The following is a 22,791-nucleotide window of genomic DNA, read 5'->3' on the forward strand; positions in this document are numbered from 1 at the left end:
TTATTTTAACTATAGAAAAAATCTATAGAAATAAATAGTTTATTAGAAGTTTTTTAATTTAATCTTTACAGTACATTAACATTAAGTATAAATCTTCCATATAGAATGAAAGCAGGTTAAGAATGAGGGGAGAGAGGTGAGACGATGGATATTAAAATTAATGGATTAGAAAAAACATTTGGAAAAACACAAGCGTTAAAGCCGTTGCAGATTGTAATGAAACAAGGGGAATTCACTACACTTTTAGGACCTTCGGGATGTGGGAAAACGACTTTACTTAGAATGATAGCAGGACTTGAAGAACCGGATAAGGGAGAAATATATTTTGGAGACCAGTGCATGTATTCTGCTACAAAAAAGATAAAGACATCTCCTCATGAACGGGATATCGGTATGGTATTTCAAGATTTTGCTTTATGGCCGCACATGACTGTTTTTGAAAATGTTGCATTTGGTTTAAGGGCTACAAAGCAAACGAATCATTTACGAGAAAAAGTAGAGGATGCGATAAAGCGAGTTCGCCTGCAAGGTATGGAGAAAAGGTATCCACACGAACTTTCTGGTGGACAGCAACAACGTGTCGCATTCGCTAGAGCAATTGTAACAAAACCTCATTTTATTTTGTTTGATGAACCGCTAAGTGCACTCGATGCAATTTTGCGAGAAGAAATGAGAATAGAGCTTATGGATATCGTTCATTCCATTGGTTTAACTGCACTGTATGTCACTCACGATCAAACAGAAGCAATGTCAATGTCAGACCAAATTATTGTCATGAAACAAGGAGCAGTATTACAAAAAGGAACACCCGAAGATATTTATGTGAAACCGTCTCATGAATTTGTTGCCAAATTTGTTGGTAAGGCGAATTGGCTTGTAGAGGGTAAAAAAATGGTTCGTCCAGAGCATGTGAGCTGGACGAAAAATGAAGTGTGCGAAATGTATACAGGTGAAATTAAGCACGTTACATATGTAGGAGAACGGTATGAAATAAAAGTAAACATGGGGGCACTCGGAATATGGACAGCTTATCACAATAGTAAATTAAGCATCGGGAAACCAGTATCGTTATATGTACCAAAAAAATGTATTCATCATATAGGGGGAGAATCGTATGAAGAAATTCAGTTCGCTTAAGTCTTTATTTGTATGTACTTTACTATTTTCTACTGTAGTAACAGGTTGTAGTTCAAAGACAGGTAATGCAGATGCAAAAAGTAAAAATATGAATGAAAAGAAAATTGTTGTATATAGTGCAGGGCCAAAAGGGTTAGCAGAAAAAATTCAAAAAGACTTTGAAAAGAAAACTGGTATAAAGGTGGAAATGTTTCAAGGGACAACTGGTAAAATTTTAGCGAGAATGGAAGCTGAAAAGAAAAATCCAGTCGTTGACGTTGTCGTACTCGCTTCCTTACCAGCGATGGAAGGATTAAAGAAAGAGGGTCAAACGTTAGCTTATAAAGAGGCGAAACAAGCTGATAAGCTGCGTTCTGAATGGTCAGATGATAAAGGACATTATTTCGGGTATAGTGCTTCAGCATTAGGGATTGTGTACAATACAAAAAATGTGAAGACGGCACCTGAAGATTGGAGCGATATAACGAAAGGAGAATGGAAAGGGAAAGTGAATCTTCCAGATCCAGCACTTTCAGGTTCAGCTTTAGACTTTGTAACAGGATACGTGAAAAAGAATGGACAAGATGGATGGAATTTATTTGAGCAGCTTAAGAAAAATGAAGTTACAGTAGCAGGAGCAAATCAGGAAGCGTTAGACCCAGTTGTAACAGGTGCGAAAGATATGGTCATTGCGGGTGTTGATTATATGACGTATAGCGCAAAAGCAAAGGGTGAACCTGTTGATATTGTATATCCAAAAAGCGGAACAGTTATTAGCCCACGTGTAGCTGGGATTATGAAGGATAGTAAAAATGTTGAAGGTGCAAAAGAGTTTATTGATTATTTATTATCCGATGATGTACAAAAACAAGTTTCTAAAGCGTATTTATTGCCTGGTAGAACAGATATAAAAGCTGAAAATAGACCAAATGTAGAAGAGATTCCAGTATTAAATATTGATTGGAAAACAGTTGAGAAAGAGCAAGATGAAATAGGAAAACAATTTAAGAAAGTATTTCAATAAGATGGTGATTCCATGGTAAATCGATTCGTATCAGTAAGACAAGTTGGAATGACGGTAGCGTTATTACTTGTGGCGATGTTAATCGTCATTCCACTTTTTCTTATTTTATTTTCTAGTGTATATGAAAATAGCAGTTGGAATTTTTTAAAGCCTTTTGAAGTGATGCAGAGTGGTGGATTAGCTGGGATTTTTCTAAATTCGATGCTTCTAGGTGCACTCGTTGTAATAGGTGCTACAATATTTGCATTTCCATTGGCATTTATTATGAGCAAAACAGATGTAGGAAAGTATAGTAAGTTAGATATTGTTTTTATGATTCCATTTATGACACCGCCGTATATTGGATCGATGGGCTGGATTTTGTTCATGCAACCTAACGGCTATTTTGAACAATTTTTCCCGATGTTAAAGACAATTTCATCATCGTTTTTTAGTTTAGGAGGTATGGTATTAATTATGAGTCTGCATTTATTCCCATTCCTTTATTTCATGCTGAAAAACACGTTACTTCAGATTGGGAGTAGTAAAGAAGAAGCTGCAGCAGTTCATGGCGGAAGTTTTTTCTATCGCTTAAGAAAAATAATATTGCCGTTATTAGTATCAAGTTATGTAATGGGTGCTTTACTCATTTTCGTAAAGACGATTGCTGAATTTGGAACACCGGCTACATTCGGACGTAGAATAGGATTCCACGTGTTAACATCAGAAATTCATAAATTTATTTCGAGTTGGCCAATTGATTTCAGTAGTGCAACAGCATTATCTTCTTTATTACTTAGTGCTTGTATGCTCATTTGGTATATGCAAAATGTATTGAATCGAAAGTATTCATATGCAATGGTTAGTGGAAAAGGTGTGAAATCTAAAAGATATACTTTGTCTATATTTACGCGCGTTGTAGCATGGATGTATGTAGTTGGTTTATTAATCGTATCAATTGGAATTCCATACTTTTCTATACTTATTGCTTCTTTTTCAAAATTAAGAGGCGGCGGTTTACATGTAAATAACTTTACAACAAGTCATTATGAGGCATTGTTTACAATGGGGTCTCCGGGATTAGAGGCTTTATGGAATAGTTTTCTTTTTTCACTCGTAACAGCGATTATTGCGGTAATGATTGGAGTCTTTTTGGCACTTATGATTCGAAAGGGGAAAAAAACCTCTGAAAAATGGCTTGATATGTGCGGTATGTTACCGAATATGGTACCAGGAATCGTTATGGTTGTAGGTCTTATTCTATTTTGGAATTCACCATATATGCCTATGTCAATTTATAATACACCAATCATGGTTATCGTAACGTATGTTGTTCTGTTTTTACCTTACACGGTGCAATATGTAAAATCATCACTCGGACAAATTGATAATTCTCTCGTGCAGGCAGGAAGTATTTTTTCTGGAAATTATATTTATATTTTTAGAAAAATAATATTGCCTCTTATTATCCCAGGCATTCTTGCCGGATGGGCGATGACATTTACAATTTCAATAAGAGAGTTAGTAGCATCACTTCTCGTATTACCTCCATCAGTAGAAACGTCAGCAACGTTTATTTTTGCTCAATTTGAACAGGGTGAAGTATCTATAGGAATGGCGATGGCCGTTGTTTCTGTTGGACTTACAACAATGTGCTTATTACTGCTGCAACATATGGAGCAAAAGCGAAAAGGGGTAGCATGATGAGAGTGGAAGTATGGGGAGGAGCAGGAGAATACGGTCGCTCTTGCTATTTTGTAAAAAATAAAGAGACGAAAATAGTATTTGATTGTGGTATTAATCGATCTTATGAGGATGGTTATCCAAAAATAGAGAGAGAAGCTGTTCCATTTTTAGATGCGGTATTTTTATCACATATTCATGAAGATCATACGATGGGTTTACCTTTATTAGCGAAGTATGGCTATAAGAAAAAAATTTGGACGACTCGTTATACGAAGGAGCAACTGCCGTTATATTATGAAAAATGGAGAAACTATAATGTGATGCAAGGATGGAATTTACCTTATAGCGACCAACATATAAAAGATTTAAATTATGTATGTATTGATGAGATTAGCAACCCAAATGAATGGTTACAAATTACTCCTACATTGCGGTTTCAGTGGGGGTATAGTGGGCATGTATTAGGAGCTGTTTGGTTTTTAGTTGATATGTGTAATACATACGTATTTTATTCAGGCGACTATTCAGCAGAGTCTAATATACTACGAGCTAATTTACCTGAGAAATTGGGCCACAATATAAAAGTTGCAATTGTAGATGCCGCTTATCACACAGATGATGTTTCGCAAAATGAAAGATTAGACGATCTATGTGCAGAAATTGAACGAGTTATGCAAAATGAAGGAATAGCATTATTACCGCTGCCACAACTTGGTAGGGCGCAAGATATAGTATTGTATTTATATGAACGATATAAAGAATTTCCGCTTATAGTAGATAAAGAAATTTTGGCTGGATTTGAAGAGATGTTCATATATAAAGGTTGGATAAAAAATAATGAAGAACTTAAATGGATTATGGAGAGTTTAAAAAGAAACATAATAGTTATGGATAATGACATTAGTATGCAAAATAGTTGCGGAATAGTTGTAATGAGTGATGCGAATATGCAAACGAAACGAGCACAGTTATACTATGAACAACTTCGGAATGAAAAACGGAATGCCGTTATTTTTACTGGGCATATTGCGAAAGGGAGTTTTGCAGAAAAAGTTATGAAAGAACATGTAAGGAGTACATGTAGGGTGAAGCGAGTTCCGTATAAAGTTCACCAAAGTATAAGAGACGTTAAAGAGATGTTAAATACATTATTACCAGAACATACAGTGTTAGTGCACGCTTTGAAAGAGGATACGGATCGATTACAACAAAAGCTAAGTACAGCAGGGTATGAAAATGTATATTCACTTGGAATGGAACGTATAGAAGTCATTTGAAATGTAAAGGGGATAGGTATATGAAAAAAGTATTTGTATTCGTAAGCATTTTCTTTTGTTGTTTCCTTTATAACGTTAAGGAAGGGTTTGCAGCTAGTCCAATGAAACCTAGTTTTGAAGTAAAGTTATTATTGAAGCCAGAACAAGTATTAGGTGATAACAAAGAGATGAAGCAAGAGGTGCTAGAACATTTCCAGGCTGGTACAAAATATGAAAGAATACAAGTGCAATTTTTAGATACTGCGAATAAAAGTTTAAGCAAGGAAGGTTGGTTTGCTAGAATTCGAAAGAAAGAATTTAGTAAAGATTTTGAATTAACATATAAAAAAAGATATCCTATTCCAAATGGTGTAATTCAAGATGCACTAGAAGTAGCTAAAAAAGAAGGATTCGATAGTAATACGGATAGTTATGAGGCGGAAATAGATTGGGGATTTGAGAAGAAAACATTAAGCATTTCAAATAAGAAAAGTTACAGCGCTAAAGGATATGGGATACTTGATTTACCAAATGAACAAGCTGCTCAAAACATGTTAATAGAAAAATTACCAGGGAAAATGAACAAATGGTTGTATACAAATTGGGGAGAGGAAATGTTAAAGAGTTCCCGTATTTACGGTCCTGTATTAATGAAACGATATACAGGAGAGTTTGAAAACATAAAAGCAAATATTGAAATTTGGCCATTAAGTAATACCGGAAAATTAGAAGATGACTTCGTAATAGAAGTGTCATTTAAAACAAATGAAGAAAGTATTGCGACAAAGCAAAGGGAATTATTAATGGCGAGTTTAGAGAAAAAAGGCTGGTTGTTACCGAAAGATAGTTTGAAGACAGAGCTTATTTTTCAGTAAATGAGAAAAAAGGAATCCATATTTCGTGGATTCCTTTTTCCAATATATGAGTATTAAGCTAAGTCAGCTGACACGAACATATCACTATTTTGAAGGTTTTTAGAGCGTAAACTATAAGCAACTACCTTCTTTTTATATTGTTTTACAACATCAACATGCTCCTCGTGACTATAAATATAAAATGTAAAATTCTTTTTGCCACGTTTTGCATTGATAATTAAAGGCGTACCCTCATTGTGTGGTGGTGCATAATAGCGATCTAAAAATAAACCTTCGTTAAAATCATGAATAATTTTTGATTTCTGTTCGCCTTCTACGTTATTTCCATGAATTGTAATAGTCACATTCTCTTCTTCAAGTTTTGGATGTGTTTCGTACTTGCTAATAATGGATTCAATAACAGTGTTAGGAAGGCTAGAAACGATAATTTTAAATGCTCCAAATACAACTAACATTACAATAAACCAAGTCGTCATAGTATATCATCCCCTTTATTCTATTTAATAATATAACTCATATGGTAATAGTACATATGGTGAAGTTTTGTATAATTTGTGAAAAATATGCCATTTTCACGAACGAAATGTTAGAAAAATCAATTTTGTTACAAAAAGTTGAAATCGAAGTATTTTAAAAGAAAAAGGTTTATAATAAAAATATAACTAATAACCACATTACTAATTATAAGGAAGTGTAACTATGAGTACTGTAGCAATCGTATATGGTATTATTCTTTCCACAATTATTGTTTTGTTTTTCGTTGGGGTTTCACGTTATATTCATAAATGGAAAGAAGGCGTTGCGAAATTAAATCACATTGAAGAAGAACTTAGTGATTTAATGTTACATCATGGTAAGTAAACATTTATTTTTTAACTAAACAATGTGAAGAATATCACAAAACGTGCTTTCCTAATGAAGGCATGTTTTTTTGTTATGTGAAAGTTAGACATATTCATGAGAGTTTCCATACAATACAGTGTGAAATAAAAAAATGATTCTTTGTTTGTAGGAATATTTATTCGTTTTTGTATAATTTTGTAATTCGGTTCGGTATAATTATGATATAGAAGGAAATTTGTTAGAGGGGGTATATTGTGAACATATTAAAGATTATAGGAATAATTGCAGGAGTCATTATAGTAGCTGTTATAGCTTTCTTTGTTATTATGAATTACTATTTGTCAAAAGAAGATCCTGATTACGTATTAAAGTACATAAAAGAACATAAAGAAGATGAAACATGTTCATTACTTATTAAAAGAAATGGAGAAGTATTAACTTCTATAAATGAAAATAAAAAATTGCCATTAGCAAGTATGGCAAAAATCATAATAGCAGTTGAATTTGCTAAGCAAGTGTCAGAAGGAAAAATCAATCGTGATGAACAAATTTCATTGCAGGAGCTAGAAAAATATTATGTTAAAAACACTGATGGTGGGGCACATCCTGATTGGTTAGAAGATGCAAAAGCGAGAGAATTAGTGGAAAATGGACAAATCGCTTTAGAAGAAGTTGCAAAAGGAATGATTCATTATAGCTCTAATGCAAATACGACATATTTGTTAGATAAGCTTGGAATAGAAAGAGTAAATGATAGTTTAAAAGAGTTAGAGCTTACTAGTCATGACAAGTTCTCTTCGTATACTGCTTCACTATATATGAGAGGGTATGTAGAAAAAGAGCTTCATGAGCCAAAAAATCAATCGTTAGAAATGATACGTAACATGTCAAAGGAAGAATATAATAAACATGTGTTACAAATTCATGAATGGATGAAAGATGAAGAAGAATGGAAAAAACGGGATATTCCATTAAAGGTAGATATGGAATTTCAGCGAATTTGGTCAGATCGATTAGTGGGTGCAAACGCTAAAGATTATATGAGTATAATGGAAAAGATAAATAGTAGAAATTATTTTCCAAAATCAATGCAAGAAGAGATCGAGAACATTTTCAGAGGAACAGTTAAAAATAGTAAGTTCGAATATGCTGGTCAAAAAGGTGGTTCTACCGCATTCGTATTGACAAAAAGCTTGTATACTACAGATAAGAAAGGGGATAAAGTAGAAATTGTCATTATGTTTAACGATATAGAAGATCAAGTTTCATATCAAAAACTGAGAAATAATATAGATTATTTTATTCAAGATGCTATAACAGATGAAGAGTTTGGAAATAAATTATAATGAAATAATTTTATTATGTAAACAAAGGGGCACTTATGAAAAGTGCTCTTTTGTAATACAGGATTTTCCAATCTTATTATTGAATATAGATGGAAAATAAGATTGGAGGTTAAAAAATGACAACAATATATTTCGTTCGCCATGCCCATTCTACATATACAAAAGAAGAACGGGAACGACCTTTATCTGAAAAAGGGCACTGTGATGCAGAAAATGTAACGCATTTATTAAAAGATAAACATATTGATGTTGTTATTTCTAGTCCTTACAAAAGAGCAATCCAAACTGTACAAGGAATTGCGAATACATATAAATTATCAATACAAACTGAAGAAGATTTGCGTGAAAGATTATTGAGCACAGAGCCAGTATCAAATTTTAATGATGCTATGCAGAATGTGTGGAAAGATTGGAGTTTTGCATACGAAGGCGGAGAATCGAATACTGTAGCACAAAAGCGCGCTGTAATATGTATACAAAATATATTAAAAAAATATGAAGGTAAGAATATTGTAATAGGTACGCATGGAAATATTATGGTATTACTAATGAATTATTTTAATTGGAAATATGATTTGGAGTTTTGGAAAACACTTCATATGCCTGATGTGTATAAATTAAATTTTGATAAAAATCGTTTCATTTCTGCTGAAAGAATAGAGAAAACAGGTCATCGGTTAAATATTTTGTAAAAGTTTATCAAAAAAAGAGGAAAGAGAGAAGTTATTGTAGAAGTATGACTTTGTAACATAAAAATTATATGTTAAAGGAGGCTGTTTACATGTTTGAGAAAGAGAAAGAAGGGCTTATTGAAGTTCACAACGTATATGAAATTGCACCAGCAGATGGAACAATTATTGGTATGGCAACAGAAGAAGAAATGGAAATTGCTGCTGAACTAGAGCTGCAGTACTATGCCCATTCTCGTTTGCTAGAAGCAAATATTCAGTTAGACGGTTCCTCCTATAAAGAGTTACTTCAGGAGTTCCAGGAGTACGAAAGAAAATCAATGAGCTTTTGGCGAGCAATACATAAGCGTTTAGCTGTGCCATGGGCATGGGTATTACGTATTGATGTTGCGAATGGCCCTATTTATGTAAGTAATGGGAATGCTTATTACGAAGAAATCGATGATGAAGAAGATTATGAATAGATAAGTAAGGAAGCAACTTTAGTTGCTTCCTTTTTTTATTTATAGAGATTGAACAGCCCCAATAATAATATCAGGCCGATCAATTTCGATTCCGTGACCAGCATGTTCGGCAAGTATATATTGGCTATGTATTGAGAGTTGTAATTGTTCATGGATCAGTTCTTGCCACATTGCTTCAAGTTGTGTTGCTTCCTCTTTTGGCATGCCACCATTAGTCAATTGAGTAATAGAATATTGAGGATCTCTACCGATAACGATTAATGGTATTTCTAATGTTTTACATAGCTCTTTTAGTGAGAGAGCACAGTTTTTCCACTCCGATAGTTCAGAAGCTGTCGCTTTATATAATGAAGGCGAGGTAGAGAATCCAATTTGCTGTTTTGATTGATCGGTGAGAATAGGTTTTAGTTCATTATAAAGTGTGTCTACATCCATTTTGGAGTATGTATTATATTTTTCAAGCCACATATCATCCGAGTCAGTTTGATCAGAAATTGGTAAATGAAGTTCATCTAAACGGTGTAAGTTCATCGAAGTAGAATCAACTAAAATAAGTGCTTGCAGCTTATCTTCATGTAACATCGCAAAATGTTGTGCACATAATCCTCCATAGGAATGACCGATTAGAATAAATGGCTCTTGAATAGCTAGTTTGTTTAGTAACATATGTAGCTCTTTTGTAACTTGCCTTATTGTACGTGGCTGATTTCCTAGCTCACTTTTCCCGTAACCTGGGCGATGGTATGAAACGACTGTAAAGTGCTGTGAAAGCTTTTTTATAATAGGAAGCCAATCATAAAATGAGCAACTCATTCCGATTTGAATGACTACAGTTTGTTTACCACCTCCTTTTATATGTACTTCTATATTTTGCCCCATTATTTCTACAAATTTATGAATGTTAATTCCCCCTAAGCTTGAAATAATTTTTGAAAAGCAAAAACGATACACCAAACACCTATACCGAGTAGGGCAGATGTACTAAGTGTAAATGAATTTTTTAAACCAATATAGACGATAAATAATAGTAGTGCTGATGCGGGGAATCCATATAATACCCCTAAAGCAAATTGACTCAATTCTTGTTTATTCCCGCCTTCAAATGAAATCCAAAATAGACTAAGTAAACTCACGAGAGGAAGGGCAGCAATAAAGCCACCTATCGTACTGTAGTGTTTAGCGACTTCAGTGATAACGCCGATAATAAGTGCCGAAACGATTACTTTAACGAGGAAATGCATATTTTGCCTCCTTCGCTAATAACGAAAATGCTTTTTCAATTAATTGTTGTTCTTCTTTTGATAACTGTGATTCTAATATTTTTATCTTTTCTTTATCTAGTAAAGTATGTTTTTCTAATACTTCAATTCCTTCAATTGTTAATGTAAGGTTTACCACTCTTTCATCTTTTTTATTTCTCTCTTTAACGATGAACCCCTTTTGAATAAGGCGCTTTATATGTTCAGATGCTGTGTTATGAGAAAGGCTAAGCTCAGTAGCGACTTTTCCAATTGTTATATCTTTCTCACGAGAAACGATTTGTAAAATACGAATTGCTTGGTGGGAAAGATTGTCCTCGTATTCGTATCGTAAGTGATAATAAATGCTCTCCCAATGTTGATTAATGTTGTTCATAATAATAAAATCCCCTTTTTTATATCGTATAGTAAGATATATTCGTTGTTTTAGAAATAAAATCCTTTTATTTGGATAAAAAATGTTGAAAAAGTTTATTTTTATTGAAATATAAGGTAATCTATGTGTAAAGGTATACATTTAGCAAGAGAGAGGATGATAGTTGTGAATACATTCAAATGGATGAGTCATGAACAGATGTATGTAGATGAAATACATGTTGAAAAATGTGGTCCTCTTTCAGTCGGCGTATATGGGGGAAATCAAGAAAGTGATGCATATGAACGAGGAGATGCGGTACTTGCTTGGTGGGACCCTGAATTACAATTTGAATTTGTTATGATTTTTGATACACACCACAAAACAAAAAATATTGATTATATAATAGAAGCGATTTCAGAAAGAAAAGAGAAATTAAAAGAGTTATTTTCCTATCCAATACATTTAGCTTTTCATCATACACATATGTACTTATTAGCGTTATTTACAGATGAGTTATTTATTAAAAAGTGTGATCAAGATGATGAGGAACTCGCTTGCTTAATTTGTTTACGAAAAGGCGAATTTTTATATTGGTTATCAGTTGGTGATTGTTTCGCGTATTTATTCCATTCTGAGAAAACGAAAAATGGAAAAGGACGATTAAATAAACGGAAAAATTACGAATATATTGGCAGGAAAAATATTTTTGCAGCAAATACACCTTGCTTTACGTCAGGTGTAAGAGGATTAGAAAAAGGAATGAATCACATTGTAATGGCAACGGACGGTATTTTAGAGTGTGACAAACGAAGGTTTGATGATGATCAATCTTTAGTAGAAATATTACACGACGGAAATAGCTTGCAGATTGAGCCCGTATTAACAAATGTACTGCAGTGGAAAGGTAGAGACTGTGCCACGATTATTGGATGGTCTATTGATACTGATAATAAACAATGTGCTAATTAATATAAAAGGAGTTCAAGGTTTTTATCCTTGAACTCCTTTTTGTTAAGCAATATGGATGTGATATGTTTTCAACCATTCATTTACTTGTAGCATATACTCCATGGCACTTCTTGCTTCAAAATTGTTAATCACTTTATTACTTTGATCAGCAATTGAAAGTAAGATGGAATGGTTAATAAGTGAGAAAATAGGATTGTTTTTATTGTTACACATATCAAGTGTTAAATTACGGATTGTTTGTAAGTAGTGTGGATCTTGTGAAGTTGGATAAGCGCTTTTTCTTCTATTGCGTACATCGTCAGGTAAAGCTGGTTGTAGTGCTCTACGTAAAATGCCTTTTTCGATATTATCAATACTTTTTATGTTGAAAGGAACATTCCATAAATATTCAACTAATCTATAATCGCAAAACGGTACACGAACTTCAAATCCAACAGCCATACTCATACGATCTTTACGGTCAAGTAAGAAAGGAAGGAATCTTGTTAAAAATAAATAAAACATTTGACGTTGTTTCGCGGATTTTTTACTTTCGCCTTCAAGAGTAGGTACTTCAAGTATCGCTTCTTGGAATCGTGTATCAATATAGTCTTCTAGATTACATTGGTTACTTACTTCATTTAGTAGAAGAGGAGATGTATTTTTCCAATTTGTTAGCCAAGGAAACTTATCTACATATAGTAGTTCTTCTTGATGAAACCAAGGATATCCACCGAATACTTCATCAGCCGATTCGCCGGATAAAGCTACGGTCGCATCTTTTTTCATTTCGCAAAATAGTAAATATAGTGAAGTTTCCATTTCACCAGCACTCGGTAAATCTTTTGCATGAAGGGGAACGAATAAGTGATTTGCTAATTCTTCAGCATTCACAATGATATCATGATGCGCTGTCCCGACATGTTCAGAAACGCGTTTTACCCAAGGAGCGTCTAAACCAGTGCGAGCAAATGTCAGTTCGAAATCTTTTGCGCTATTTACAAAGTCAACAGAATACGTATGAAGTGTTTTATTTTCAGCAGCAAATTCTTTACCCGCAAGTGCAGTAATACCGCTAGAGTCTAATCCGCCTGATAACATACAAACGAGAGGAACATCGGCAATTAATTGTCTTTTTACTGTATCTTGTAAAATAGATAAAATATGCGAAGATGTATCTTCTATAGAGTCTGTATGGAACTTACTTTCTAAATTCCAATACTTAGTAACTACTTTTTTATGACGTGTAAATGTTATAGAATGTCCAGCACGTACTTCTTGAATATGTTTAAAGACACCACATCCTGGAGTGCGAAATAAGCCTAATCCAAATATTTCATTTATTCCATTCGCATCAATTTCAGCAGGGACAGATGGATGCGCTAATAATGCTTTAATTTCAGAACCGAAAATAATACTGCCATTTCTTTCTGTAAAAAAGAGTGGTTTTACACCTAAATGATCTCGTGCTAAAAACAATTGTTGCTTCTGATCATCCCATAAGGCAAAAGCGAAAATTCCGTTTAAATGTCGTACGCAGTCTTCTTTCCATTCTAAATAAGCATGTAGTAATACTTCTGTATCTGAATGGGTTTCAAATGCATGCCCACATTTTTGAAGCTGCTCTCTCAGTTCACGGAAATTATAAATTTCTCCATTATAAGTAAGAGCATACGTATAATCACCAGCACGAAATGTCTTAGGCTGTGTCCCGCCTTCTGGATCAATTACAATTAAACGCCGGTGTGCAAAGGCCGCATGAGGTGAAAACCAAAATCCTTCAGCATCCGGACCACGATGCTCAATACTATTTGCCATCTTTTTTAAAATAACATGTTGATTTGAAAGGTCTTCTTTCCAATCTACCCAACCTGTAATTCCACACATACACATCTCATCTCCTAATTTTTAAAATAGATTAATGAAATAAAATGTACACTAAATTAAAGAGTGACTATATAAATAGTGTACTACATGAATTAAATTACAGACTTGAGAAAGTTTTCTTTGAATGCATAGTTATGTGAGAAAATGGCTAAGGGAAAGTATTCCATTACATACAAAAAATAAAAAAGATGAGAGAAAAAATTTTCTCAGACGTTATATATGGTGTAAAAGCTTTTACAAAACAATAAGGGGAATCGCTACATGAAATCAAATGAGAAAAATTTTATAAAAAGATTACAGCGGCAAAAAGAAGACGCGTTAGAATTCGTTGTCGATACATACTTACCACTCATAAAGGGGATCACGCATAAAGTTCTACTTCCCATTCAAAATGATGGACTCATAGAGGAATGTATAAACGATATATTTCTTTCCATTTGGAATAACGCAAATAAATTCCATGGAGAGCCGAGTGATTTTAAAAAGTGGATTGCAGCGATTGCGAAGTTTAAAGCAATTGATTATTACCGGAAATCGACTAAAACAGTAGAAATCATTTCAGATGAGTTTCATATCAGTACAGAAAAATCAGCAGAAGACGAATTAATCGTTATGGAAGATAGGGAAGAATTATTGAAGCTCATTAATCAATTAGAACCGCTAGATCAAAAGGTGTTCATTATGAAATATTTACTTGGTATGAAGACAGAGGAAATAGGTGACAAGTTAGGATTAACTCGGGCAGCAATTGATAATCGAGTGTACCGGGGGAAAAAGAAACTACAACAAAATGCTACGAATATTAGTTTTGGAGGTAGTGCAATATGAAAGACATTTATGAACTATTAAATGATATTGATATAGATGAAAAAGAACTAGAAGAAATTGAGGCTTCTGAAATTGAAAAGGAAAAAGTAAAACGAAATGTAAAACAATCGATACGTACGAAGAAAAAGATGAAAAGTTGGAAAAAAGGTGTCGCTGCTGCATCAATTTTAGTAGGGTTATCGGTTGCAACTCTTGGTATCGGTTTTCCTACATATGCCGGGGGATTGCCAATTGTAGGTGACATATTCCGATTTTTAGATAATGGTAGAACGGGGTTATATGAAAATTATAAGGAATTTTCGACTGAGTTGAATATGACAAAAGAGAGTAATGGGGTTAAGGTTACAATTAATGATGTAATTTCTGATGGCAGAACATTATCTATAACGTATTCACTGGAAAGTGAGCAGGACTTAGGGGAGGATCCTATCATATTAGGTGGATTGGATATAATGGACGCTCATGGTAGTTCAGGCAGTGGTAAAATGACTAAAGTTACTGAAAAAAAGTATGTAGGTATGGTAACAACGACGCATCATGATAGCAATAAAAAGGACAAAGTAAACTTTAGATGGAATATAGAGAGAATAGAGATGCCAGATAGGAAAAAATCAATACAAGGTAATTGGAATTTCGCGTTAACTGTAAAATCAGTGGATAGTAAAGAGAGAACAATTGGTGGGAGTTCAGAAAAAGAAGGTATAAAAGCAAATATGGAAAAGGTCGCAATATCGCCAGTTTCATTTATTCTTTATTACAATCAAGAGGTTTCTAAGGGCGCGAGGAAAGAATGGGATAGTGTAGATGTTGAATTGACGGTTAAGGATGATTTAGGGAATATTTATTCGGGTGAAGGAAATGGGGGAAGTGGCAACGATCCTTACAATATCCATTGGAGTGCCACCTTCCAAAAACTAAACGAAAATGCAACAAAGCTTATCGTTACACCTCGCGTGCACTTGCGAGTACATACACCTGAAAATCATGGTGGAGTAGAGTATGTGAATGGGAAAGAGAAGAAAATAGAAGTGCCGAAAAAAGAAGCGAAGAGTAAAGATATTGTGTTAGATGATATTGTCATTGATTTAAAGAAATAAAAGAGAGACTGCCTAAAATCATTTAGGCAGTCTTTTTTCGTTAAGAACTAGTGACGAATAGTGCATGCGGATGCTGCGTTTTATACTCATCTTTCCACGGAATGTTTAGTTGTTCCCACGATTCGCCGCTATCATTGGATTGAAAGACGCCATTGTTATTTAACGTGTAAAACGTATGTGGTTCGGCTTCGTTTGTAGCAAACATCGAAATGACTGTACCGATTGCAGATGGTAGTCCTTGTTGTACTTGCTGGAAAGGAGTATCTTTCGTTTTTCGATAAATATAAGACTCATAAGGGATACGATGATGAGCGAGATCAGCACTTGGCGCGGCAGAAACGAGAATCGTATCACAATCAGCTGGATCAATAGCCATGCTGTATAAATAATGATGTTCAAGTCCTGCACTACATGAGATCCAGCTGTTTCCATTGTTATAACTCTCAAGATAAGCACGATCAGGTCCGCCCATAAATCCGTCACCACATGATGCATAAAGGCGATTTGGTGCTTCAGGGTGCATAAGTAATTGATGAGCATCGATAGGAGCACCGAATTTTTTATCAATCCATGTATGCCCTTTATCATTACTTTGAATAACAGCACCAGCTTCGATTGAAACGTGTATTGTATTAGGGTTGTTTGGATCAACTGTAATCCAGCGTACGTGATGGGTAAAAGGTCTAGGCGGGAAAGCCCATGTATAAGAAGATAATAATGATTTCATATTTTTAAGTTCAGTCCACGTTTCACCACCATTTTCAGAGCGAAATAAAGCGCTCGGTTCTGTGCCGACATAAACGACCCCATATCCGTTAACTTGTTCATTTGAGCTTATTGTTATGGAAGTGATAGAGGAGTGCAAAATACCATCTTCTTTAGGGAAATCAAAGTAACGATAAGAATCTCCAATTGGTCGCCATGAATCCCCACTATCGTCACTTAACCATAGACCTCGTCCAAATGTTCCGCAATATACACGATTCTTTTGAAATGGATCAACAGCGATACAGGTAGGTTGCATATTTTGTAAGTGATAAGTCGTTTCATAGTTATCATTGTGTTCTTTCACTACAACAAGTTCACGTTCCATACAGAGAAATAAACGTTTCATTTAAGTAACCTCCTTAAAAATTCTTTCATTAGTAAACAATATGAAAATAAAAAAGAAGTAGTCTTGTTTTATTTGAGAAAAAGGGATTGTTTAAAAAATAGCGAAGTGTGTATACAGAGGAAGCGGGCGTTTACAATCAGTCAATTCGGGATAAAGATGGGGAGTTTGTTTCATACTAACATACAGATATTGTACTTAAAGGAGTATAAGTATGGGACATTTGCATGATCATGGTCATTCAAAAAATAAAAAGGCGTTACTAATTGCCTTCCTACTAACAACAAGTTTTATGATTGCAGAAGTTGTTGGTGGATTTGTAACAAATAGCTTAGCACTACTATCTGACGCGGGGCATATGCTAAGTGATGCAGTATCTTTAGCTTTAAGTTTACTTGCGTTTAAACTCGGAGAAAAAACAGCAACAACTGCGAAAACATACGGGTATAAGCGAGTCGAAATGTTAGCAGCATTATGTAACGGTGTCGTTCTTATTGTCATTTCGGTATACATTTTTATTGAAGCAATCCGTCGTTTTAAAGAACCAGTTGAGATTGCTAGTAATGGGATGCTCATTATTGCAGTCCTTGGTCTGCTTATTAATATTTTATCAGCTTGGATATTAATGAGAGGCGGAGATGTGAAAGGTAATTTGAATTTAAGAAGTGCTTTCCTGCACGTACTAGGCGATCTATTGGGTTCCGTCGGAGCGATTATTGCTGCGTTACTTATTAAATTTTTCGGATGGACTGCTGCAGATGCGATTGCTAGTATTCTTGTGTCTATTTTAGTCATTATTAGTGGATGGCGTGTAACACGTGATACGGTTCATATATTAATGGAAGGTGCACCACAGCACATAAATGTTGAAGAGGTAAAAAGTACGTTATTAAATATTCCGATTGTCAAAGAAGTTCATGATTTGCACATATGGTCTGTCACATCAGATTTTCAAGTATTAACATGTCATCTTATTATTAAAGGGAATGAAACGCAAAGTGTATTAAAAGAGGCTACGTACGTATTAAAGGAGAAATTTCATGTAGAACATGTCACCATTCAAGTAGAAATAGATGGTGAATTTAATCATGATGAGACAACTTGCAAAGTATGAAAGAAAAAGGATAAGAAAAAGTGTCATAACATTTTTCGCACGGCATACATATATATAATGTGGCCACAAGTACTTTGCAAGGTAAATATTTCATGAAATTACTTTACTTATAAAGAGTCATCTTTTATAATCAAAAGTGGTAATTGATAGAGATTATCATTTTCAATGATCGTAGAAAGGAGTTTTTTAAAAGATGAGTAGTCAACTCCGTTTTGCTGTTGAAAATCGTAAGAGGCATTTAATTGATGAGTTAATTGGAGCAGGTGTGTTTAAGATTCGCGACCGACAATTATACGAGCTGTCTTTAGAGGAATTGGAAAAAGAGTACGAAGATATGGAAGATTATGCGAATATTCAGGTGTAGCTATATAGATTAGTAAAAGGAGAGCTGGTTACGATTTTGTGTAACCAGCCCTCTTTTTATTTCGTAGAAATTATTTTTTGTATTTCTTTCATGGGACGGAGCCAGTTTTGGGTCATTATTTGTTCCATTTGTTTTTCGTCCTGCTTCTGTAATGCTTGAATGATAGAGTGATGTTCTTCAATAGATTGACTTGCTGGAACAAAGTTTTGGAAAAACAAATATTCAAGACGTAAAACGTGAAGTTGCATATTTTCTAGAAAGGGTTCAATATATTGGTTTTTAGCAATAGAAGAAATTGTATTGTGGAATTGTATATCTAATTCTAAAGCTTGTTTTGCGTCTTTTTTCTCTATAGATTGCTGAAAATGCTCATTTATTTCAGAAAGTAGTTGAATATCAGCGTTTGTAATGTTTTGAAGAGCTTGCTTTCCTATAATAGAGTGAAGACCAGCCATCGTTTCATAAATGATAGATACGTCGTCTAACTTAATAGGAGCAATTTTCGTTTTTTGCCCTGGTACCATTTCCACTAATCCAGAAAGCTCTAATATTTGAAGTGCTTCTCTTACAGGTGTTCTGCTTACTCCTAGTGCCTCAGCCAATTCCCCATCATTAATTTTTTCATTGGGCTTCAGTACACCTTCAATAATCCAATTTTGTAGTTGATTTAAAACGAGTGATTTTGCTGAAACTCTTCCTGGTTTTTTATAATTTTGAGGGACAGGCATAGTGAATTCAATCCTTTCATTGTATATTTTCCTTTTTTGCATGAACAAGCTTTAATTTTTGTTTCCCTTCATCCGGCTTTTGGCTTAAGATGAGCACCATTACAATGACACAAAAAGCGCCTAATAACTGAAAAGATTGAAATGGCACGTGTAATATAAGTACAGAAGAAATAATAGCTGCGAGTGGTTCTGTGCAACCAAATAATGTTGTTTCTTTCGGAGTCAGGTATCTTATGCTGTCTAAGTATAAATAAAAGGCAATAAGTGTCCCGAAAATGACGACAAATGTGATGAGCGGTAGGGTACTTAGTTTTACATATTTCATAGTTGATAATAAAATGAATTCGTTTGTAGAAATAAAGTGTACAATCGTTACACCAATACCCCCAATAATCATGCCCCATCCAACGATAACGGAGGAAGAACATTTTTCTAACAATTCCTTTGAATATAAACTATAAAAAGCGAGAGATAATCCAGATAAAACACCCCAAATAATAGCTGGTGTAGAAACAGCCAAGTTATGAACAGACCCGTTTGTTAGTAAGAGAAAAGTGCCTACTAATGAAAGGGTAATTGAAATGAAATCAATTTTTGATGGACGAACGTTCCATTTGAAAAGTAAGTATACAGTGATGAATATAGGAGCTAAATATTGTAATAATGTTGCCACGGCAGCATTTCCTTCTTTAATTGAAGCGAAATACGTATACTGTACAGCAAGCATACCGAATAGACCAAACAAAATCATTTTAATAGCATCAGATTTTTGTTTCCAAATGCCAAATATCTCTTTTTTTCTCGTTCCGAATGAGGAAATAATGAGCAAAATAATTCCAGATATAAGTAAACGGATCGTAACTAACCATTCGGTTGAAACATTGTCATATTGAAAAAGTTGTTGTGCAGCTGTACCAGACAAGCCCCATAAACAAGCACCGATTATGACCATTATAATTCCTTTTAATCGATTTGAATCCATATGATCTAAAATTCTCCTTTCTAAAAATACAAATTGAATACAATATGCAATATATCACAGAACGACTCGTTAATAAACTGAAATTTCTAATTTGTTTTTTATGTATAGTAAAATATTGTAGAGGAGGGGGAGTATATGTTAGCTGGATTTTTAGTTTGTTTATTTGTTGGGTTACTTATCATTTTTTTAGGGTATCAAATACATGTGAAAAAGAGGTTGTTTTTGTTAGCAGGATATCAAGAAGAAACGTTTGTTGGAGATAAAAATAAATTAGCGAAGCTTTCAGGAGCATTTTCTTATATAGTTGGAGTTGCTACTATAATATTACCGCTTGGCTTAGAAAAAATAGGTAATGTAGTTGGTATCGTATATGCTATATTAATTGTTTTAGGTACAATTGTATTCATAATTAAAGCAAACTTATTAAATAAGAGTACTATAAAGTAAAAAGGCTTCATTCTACTGAAGCCTTTTATTAATTGTTATGAAGTATAAGTAAAAGCTGGAATAGGATCAACAAATATATCCCAATCTTGTTTCATTTCTTTCTCTGTTAATAGACAACTATCTAATGATTGTTCAATTAAAGAACGGTTCATATCAATTCCGATAAATACGAGTTCGGTTATTCGATCTCCATATTGTTTATCCCAGTTTTTCAATACTTCTGGTTCTTCTGTAATCATTTGATTTCTTTCAGTTTCAGGTAATGCCGCTATCCACTCACCGGCTCCTTGAATTGTAATAGAGGAACCTGCTTGAGATAGAAGCCCTATCATATTATTACGAGATGCCAGCCAGAAGAATCCTTTCGCTCTTACAACATCTAAAGGCCATCTTTCTAGCCAATTCATAAGGCGCTCGGGATGGAAAGGATATTTGCGGCGGTAAACAAAGGAATTGATACCGTATTCTTCCGTTTCCGGTGTATGATGGTCACTATTTAATTCTTGTATCCAGCCGGCCGATTGACTAGCTTCTTCATAATTAAATAGATTTGTGTTTAAAATTTCTTGTAATGGTACTTTGCTAAACGAAGATTCAAGAACTTTTGCATTAGGATTTAATTTTTTTAGTAAATGATGAAGCTCTATCACATCTTCTTTTTCTAGCAAATCTATCTTATTAAGAATAATTACGTTTGCAAATTCAATTTGATCTATTAATAAATCAATAACTTCCCGGGTATCATTCTCATCGATTGCTTGTTTTCGGTCTAATAAACTTTCTCCATCTGCAAAATCATCCCAAAATCTATTTGCATCTACAACTGTAACCATCGTATCGAGGCGACAATTTTTCGTTAAATCAATGTTAAGAACTTCGTCTGTATAAGTAAACGTTTGAGCAACTGGAATAGGCTCACTTATACCAGAAGATTCAATAATAATATAGTCAATATCACCATTTTCCACAAGACGATTCACTTCTATCATTAAATCTTCTCGTAGTGTACAACAAATACAGCCATTTTGAATCTCTACTAGTTTTTCCTCCGTACGTGAAAAACCACCCTTTTTTATAAGAGATGCATCAATGTTTACTTCGCTCATATCATTAACGATAACAGCTACTTTTAAGTTATTCTTATTAGTCAAAATGTGATGTAGTAAGGTAGTTTTTCCAGATCCTAAAAAACCACTTAATACAGTGATAGGTACTTTTTTCATGAAACGATCTCTCCTTTAAATCGTAATGATTACGTTTTATATTAAACGATAGGAAAAGAAAAATCAATAATAAATCATAATGATTACGATTTAAGAATAGAAATAGACTATAAAATTTGTGCTGTAGTATGAAGCATTTGGACAAGCACATGTTTACATGTAAATAAAATGGAGGCGAGAAGCTTGGTCTTTAATAGAGTTTCAAAAGAATTAGTAGGCATAGCTCTTATCGCTATGTTTCTCTTTTTATTATTTTTTGTAGATTTTACAAGTCTAGTAAATTTGCACACAAATATACCGCAGGAATGGCTGAATGTGAATACGGTATTTTTAAGTATCATTTTTGAAGCAATACCTTTTATTTTATTAGGGGTAATTGTTTCTTCATGTATTCAAGTGTTTGTGACGGAAGATATGATTCAAAAAGTCATGCCGAAATCTCCAATTGTTGCAATGATTCCAGCAGTATTTGTGGGAGTTCTTTTTCCAATGTGTGAATGTGTCATTATACCAATTGTAAGAAGACTCATTCAAAAAGGGCTACCACTTCATGTAGGCATTGTTATTTTATTGAGTGCACCCATTATGAATCCAGTTGTTCTTTTATCTACTGTATATGCGTTTCCAAAAAATGATTACGTTGTATATGCACGCTTTGGGATAACAATTTTAGTTGCTCTATTTATAGGGCTAATTGTGTATTACTGCTATCGCGAAAGAAATGTTTTAAAAGACGTAGAGGTTTCAGTTCAAATAAGCAAAAAAAAGAGTTGGAAAGATGTTATGAATCACACTGTAGATGAGTTTTTTGATACTGGTAAATATTTATTGATAGGTGCTTTTTTAGCAAGTGTATTTCAGACGTTTTTTGATCGGAATATACTGGATGCAGTAGCACATAACGAAGTAATTGCCCCTTTTATTATGATGGGATTTGGTTATGTTTTATCAATTTGCTCTGCAGCCGATGCTTTTATAGCTGCATCTTTTGGACATGTTTTCTCGGTAAAGGCACTTCTCGCATTTCTTGTGTTTGGGCCTATGCTTGATATGAAAAATACGTTAATGCTATTTGCGTATTTTCAAAAGAAATTTGTATTCTTTTTGATGGGAATTGTCATTGTATCTGTGTATACCATCCTGCAAATCATAATGTTATAGGAGGTG

At 34.0% G+C, this 22,791-nt stretch carries 26 protein-coding genes; 17 read left to right on the forward strand and 9 right to left on the reverse strand.

The features are described from left to right. The first annotated feature begins 144 nt into the window (after positions 1–144). Genes BHV55_RS08830 through BHV55_RS08850 form a run of 5 tightly spaced genes read left to right on the forward strand, consistent with a single transcriptional unit; the run spans position 145 to position 5,936 of the window. Positions 145–1,137 carry an ABC transporter ATP-binding protein gene (locus BHV55_RS08830; protein ID WP_048568544.1) on the forward strand — a complete coding sequence of 331 codons (993 nt, stop codon included), beginning with the start codon at positions 145–147 and terminating at the stop codon, positions 1,135–1,137. Further along, positions 1,115–2,140: an ABC transporter substrate-binding protein gene (locus BHV55_RS08835; protein ID WP_048568545.1), complete on the forward strand. Its 1,026-nt coding sequence runs from the start codon at positions 1,115–1,117 to the stop codon at positions 2,138–2,140. The genes BHV55_RS08830 and BHV55_RS08835 overlap by 23 nt, the downstream gene beginning before the upstream one ends. Before the next feature lie 12 nt (positions 2,141–2,152). Continuing rightward, positions 2,153–3,823, forward strand: a complete 1,671-nt coding sequence (locus BHV55_RS08840; protein WP_070757111.1) for an ABC transporter permease — start codon at positions 2,153–2,155, stop codon at positions 3,821–3,823. Further along, a complete protein-coding gene (locus tag BHV55_RS08845) occupies positions 3,820–5,082 on the forward strand; it encodes an MBL fold metallo-hydrolase (protein WP_070757110.1) in 1,263 nt (420 codons plus the stop codon). The genes BHV55_RS08840 and BHV55_RS08845 overlap by 4 nt, the downstream gene beginning before the upstream one ends. A 20-nt stretch (positions 5,083–5,102) precedes the next feature. Continuing rightward, entirely contained in the window at positions 5,103–5,936 is an 834-nt protein-coding gene (locus tag BHV55_RS08850; protein WP_048568548.1) for a hypothetical protein, read from the forward strand. Between the two features lie 53 nt (positions 5,937–5,989). Here BHV55_RS08850 and BHV55_RS08855 read toward each other — a convergent pair whose 3' ends face one another. After that, positions 5,990–6,412 (reverse strand): YfmQ family protein, encoded by a 423-nt coding sequence (locus BHV55_RS08855; RefSeq protein ID WP_000214592.1) that lies wholly within the window; start codon positions 6,410–6,412, stop codon positions 5,990–5,992. A gap of 41 nt (positions 6,413–6,453) precedes the next feature. Here BHV55_RS08855 and BHV55_RS08860 point away from each other — a divergent pair, with 41 nt between their 5' ends. The 5 genes from BHV55_RS08860 (at position 6,454) to BHV55_RS08880 (ending at position 9,278) form a co-directional block, all read left to right on the forward strand. Beyond that, the gene (locus BHV55_RS08860) at positions 6,454–6,570 is read left to right on the forward strand and encodes a hypothetical protein (protein WP_001987133.1); all 117 of its coding nucleotides are present in this window, start codon (positions 6,454–6,456) and stop codon (positions 6,568–6,570) included. Between the two features lie 65 nt (positions 6,571–6,635). Beyond that, positions 6,636–6,797, forward strand: coding sequence for a hypothetical protein (locus tag BHV55_RS08865; protein ID WP_000108701.1), 162 nt, complete (start codon positions 6,636–6,638; stop codon positions 6,795–6,797). 236 nt (positions 6,798–7,033) lie between these two features. Then, on the forward strand, positions 7,034–8,125 hold the full coding sequence (locus BHV55_RS08870) for a serine hydrolase (protein ID WP_048568549.1): 1,092 nt from the start codon (positions 7,034–7,036) through the stop codon (positions 8,123–8,125). 116 nt (positions 8,126–8,241) lie between these two features. Then, entirely contained in the window at positions 8,242–8,817 is a 576-nt protein-coding gene (locus BHV55_RS08875; RefSeq protein ID WP_000208268.1) for a histidine phosphatase family protein, read from the forward strand. A gap of 89 nt (positions 8,818–8,906) precedes the next feature. Beyond that, a complete protein-coding gene (locus tag BHV55_RS08880; RefSeq protein WP_000461766.1) occupies positions 8,907–9,278 on the forward strand; it encodes a hypothetical protein in 372 nt (123 codons plus the stop codon). 39 nt (positions 9,279–9,317) lie between these two features. On the opposite strand, the gene BHV55_RS08885 is transcribed toward BHV55_RS08880, so the two are convergent. From BHV55_RS08885 to BHV55_RS08895, 3 genes are read right to left on the reverse strand one after another with little or no spacing between them, the layout of a single operon-like run. Continuing rightward, positions 9,318–10,229 (reverse strand): alpha/beta fold hydrolase, encoded by a 912-nt coding sequence (locus tag BHV55_RS08885; RefSeq protein WP_139147408.1) that lies wholly within the window; start codon positions 10,227–10,229, stop codon positions 9,318–9,320. Next, a complete protein-coding gene (locus BHV55_RS08890) occupies positions 10,190–10,519 on the reverse strand; it encodes a DUF3147 family protein (RefSeq protein WP_048568551.1) in 330 nt (109 codons plus the stop codon). The genes BHV55_RS08885 and BHV55_RS08890 overlap by 40 nt, the downstream gene beginning before the upstream one ends. Next, the gene (locus BHV55_RS08895) at positions 10,503–10,913 is read right to left on the reverse strand and encodes a MarR family winged helix-turn-helix transcriptional regulator (RefSeq protein WP_001059785.1); all 411 of its coding nucleotides are present in this window, start codon (positions 10,911–10,913) and stop codon (positions 10,503–10,505) included. The genes BHV55_RS08890 and BHV55_RS08895 overlap by 17 nt, the downstream gene beginning before the upstream one ends. A 123-nt stretch (positions 10,914–11,036) precedes the next feature. Here BHV55_RS08895 and BHV55_RS08900 point away from each other — a divergent pair, with 123 nt between their 5' ends. Continuing rightward, positions 11,037–11,864, forward strand: a complete 828-nt coding sequence (locus BHV55_RS08900; RefSeq protein WP_001999549.1) for a PP2C family serine/threonine-protein phosphatase — start codon at positions 11,037–11,039, stop codon at positions 11,862–11,864. Positions 11,865–11,906: 42 nt separating this feature from the next. Here BHV55_RS08900 and asnB read toward each other — a convergent pair whose 3' ends face one another. Further along, complete coding sequence (asnB, locus tag BHV55_RS08905; protein WP_000333936.1) at positions 11,907–13,730, reverse strand: asparagine synthase (glutamine-hydrolyzing); 1,824 nt, start codon at positions 13,728–13,730, stop codon at positions 11,907–11,909. 261 nt (positions 13,731–13,991) lie between these two features. On the opposite strand from asnB, the gene BHV55_RS08910 reads away from it, so the two are divergent. Both BHV55_RS08910 and BHV55_RS08915 read left to right on the forward strand, forming a co-directional pair. Further along, a complete protein-coding gene (locus BHV55_RS08910) occupies positions 13,992–14,558 on the forward strand; it encodes a sigma-70 family RNA polymerase sigma factor (protein ID WP_000840007.1) in 567 nt (188 codons plus the stop codon). Further along, complete coding sequence (locus BHV55_RS08915; protein ID WP_003312848.1) at positions 14,555–15,655, forward strand: DUF4179 domain-containing protein; 1,101 nt, start codon at positions 14,555–14,557, stop codon at positions 15,653–15,655. Before BHV55_RS08910 ends, BHV55_RS08915 begins: the two co-directional genes overlap by 4 nt. A gap of 40 nt (positions 15,656–15,695) precedes the next feature. Here the strand turns inward: BHV55_RS08915 and BHV55_RS08920 are convergent, their stop codons facing one another. Then, a complete protein-coding gene (locus BHV55_RS08920; protein WP_000825299.1) occupies positions 15,696–16,769 on the reverse strand; it encodes a WD40/YVTN/BNR-like repeat-containing protein in 1,074 nt (357 codons plus the stop codon). A 211-nt stretch (positions 16,770–16,980) separates the two neighbouring features. Between BHV55_RS08920 and BHV55_RS08925 the strand changes: the two genes are divergently transcribed. Both BHV55_RS08925 and fbpA read left to right on the forward strand, forming a co-directional pair. Further along, on the forward strand, positions 16,981–17,880 hold the full coding sequence (locus BHV55_RS08925; RefSeq protein ID WP_000509923.1) for a cation diffusion facilitator family transporter: 900 nt from the start codon (positions 16,981–16,983) through the stop codon (positions 17,878–17,880). Between the two features lie 193 nt (positions 17,881–18,073). Then, on the forward strand, positions 18,074–18,244 hold the full coding sequence (fbpA, locus tag BHV55_RS08930; RefSeq protein WP_070757109.1) for a Fur-regulated basic protein FbpA: 171 nt from the start codon (positions 18,074–18,076) through the stop codon (positions 18,242–18,244). Positions 18,245–18,300: 56 nt separating this feature from the next. Here fbpA and BHV55_RS08935 read toward each other — a convergent pair whose 3' ends face one another. After that, positions 18,301–18,972, reverse strand: a complete 672-nt coding sequence (locus BHV55_RS08935) for a GntR family transcriptional regulator (RefSeq protein WP_070757373.1) — start codon at positions 18,970–18,972, stop codon at positions 18,301–18,303. 16 nt (positions 18,973–18,988) lie between these two features. After that, positions 18,989–19,954 carry a DMT family transporter gene (locus BHV55_RS08940; RefSeq protein WP_000378083.1) on the reverse strand — a complete coding sequence of 322 codons (966 nt, stop codon included), beginning with the start codon at positions 19,952–19,954 and terminating at the stop codon, positions 18,989–18,991. 135 nt (positions 19,955–20,089) lie between these two features. Between BHV55_RS08940 and BHV55_RS08945 the strand changes: the two genes are divergently transcribed. Beyond that, positions 20,090–20,401 (forward strand): DUF3784 domain-containing protein, encoded by a 312-nt coding sequence (locus BHV55_RS08945; RefSeq protein ID WP_000879376.1) that lies wholly within the window; start codon positions 20,090–20,092, stop codon positions 20,399–20,401. A 35-nt stretch (positions 20,402–20,436) separates the two neighbouring features. Here BHV55_RS08945 and BHV55_RS08950 read toward each other — a convergent pair whose 3' ends face one another. Then, on the reverse strand, positions 20,437–21,624 hold the full coding sequence (locus BHV55_RS08950) for a GTP-binding protein (RefSeq protein ID WP_070757108.1): 1,188 nt from the start codon (positions 21,622–21,624) through the stop codon (positions 20,437–20,439). Between the two features lie 168 nt (positions 21,625–21,792). Between BHV55_RS08950 and BHV55_RS08955 the strand changes: the two genes are divergently transcribed. Further along, positions 21,793–22,785 carry a permease gene (locus tag BHV55_RS08955; RefSeq protein WP_210436362.1) on the forward strand — a complete coding sequence of 331 codons (993 nt, stop codon included), beginning with the start codon at positions 21,793–21,795 and terminating at the stop codon, positions 22,783–22,785. The last annotated feature ends 6 nt before the right edge of the window (positions 22,786–22,791 follow it).

Origin of the sequence: Bacillus sp. RZ2MS9 (assembly GCF_001816185.2) — a bacterium.
In the GTDB taxonomy this organism is placed as follows: Bacteria; Bacillota; Bacilli; order Bacillales; family Bacillaceae_G; genus Bacillus_A; species Bacillus_A cereus.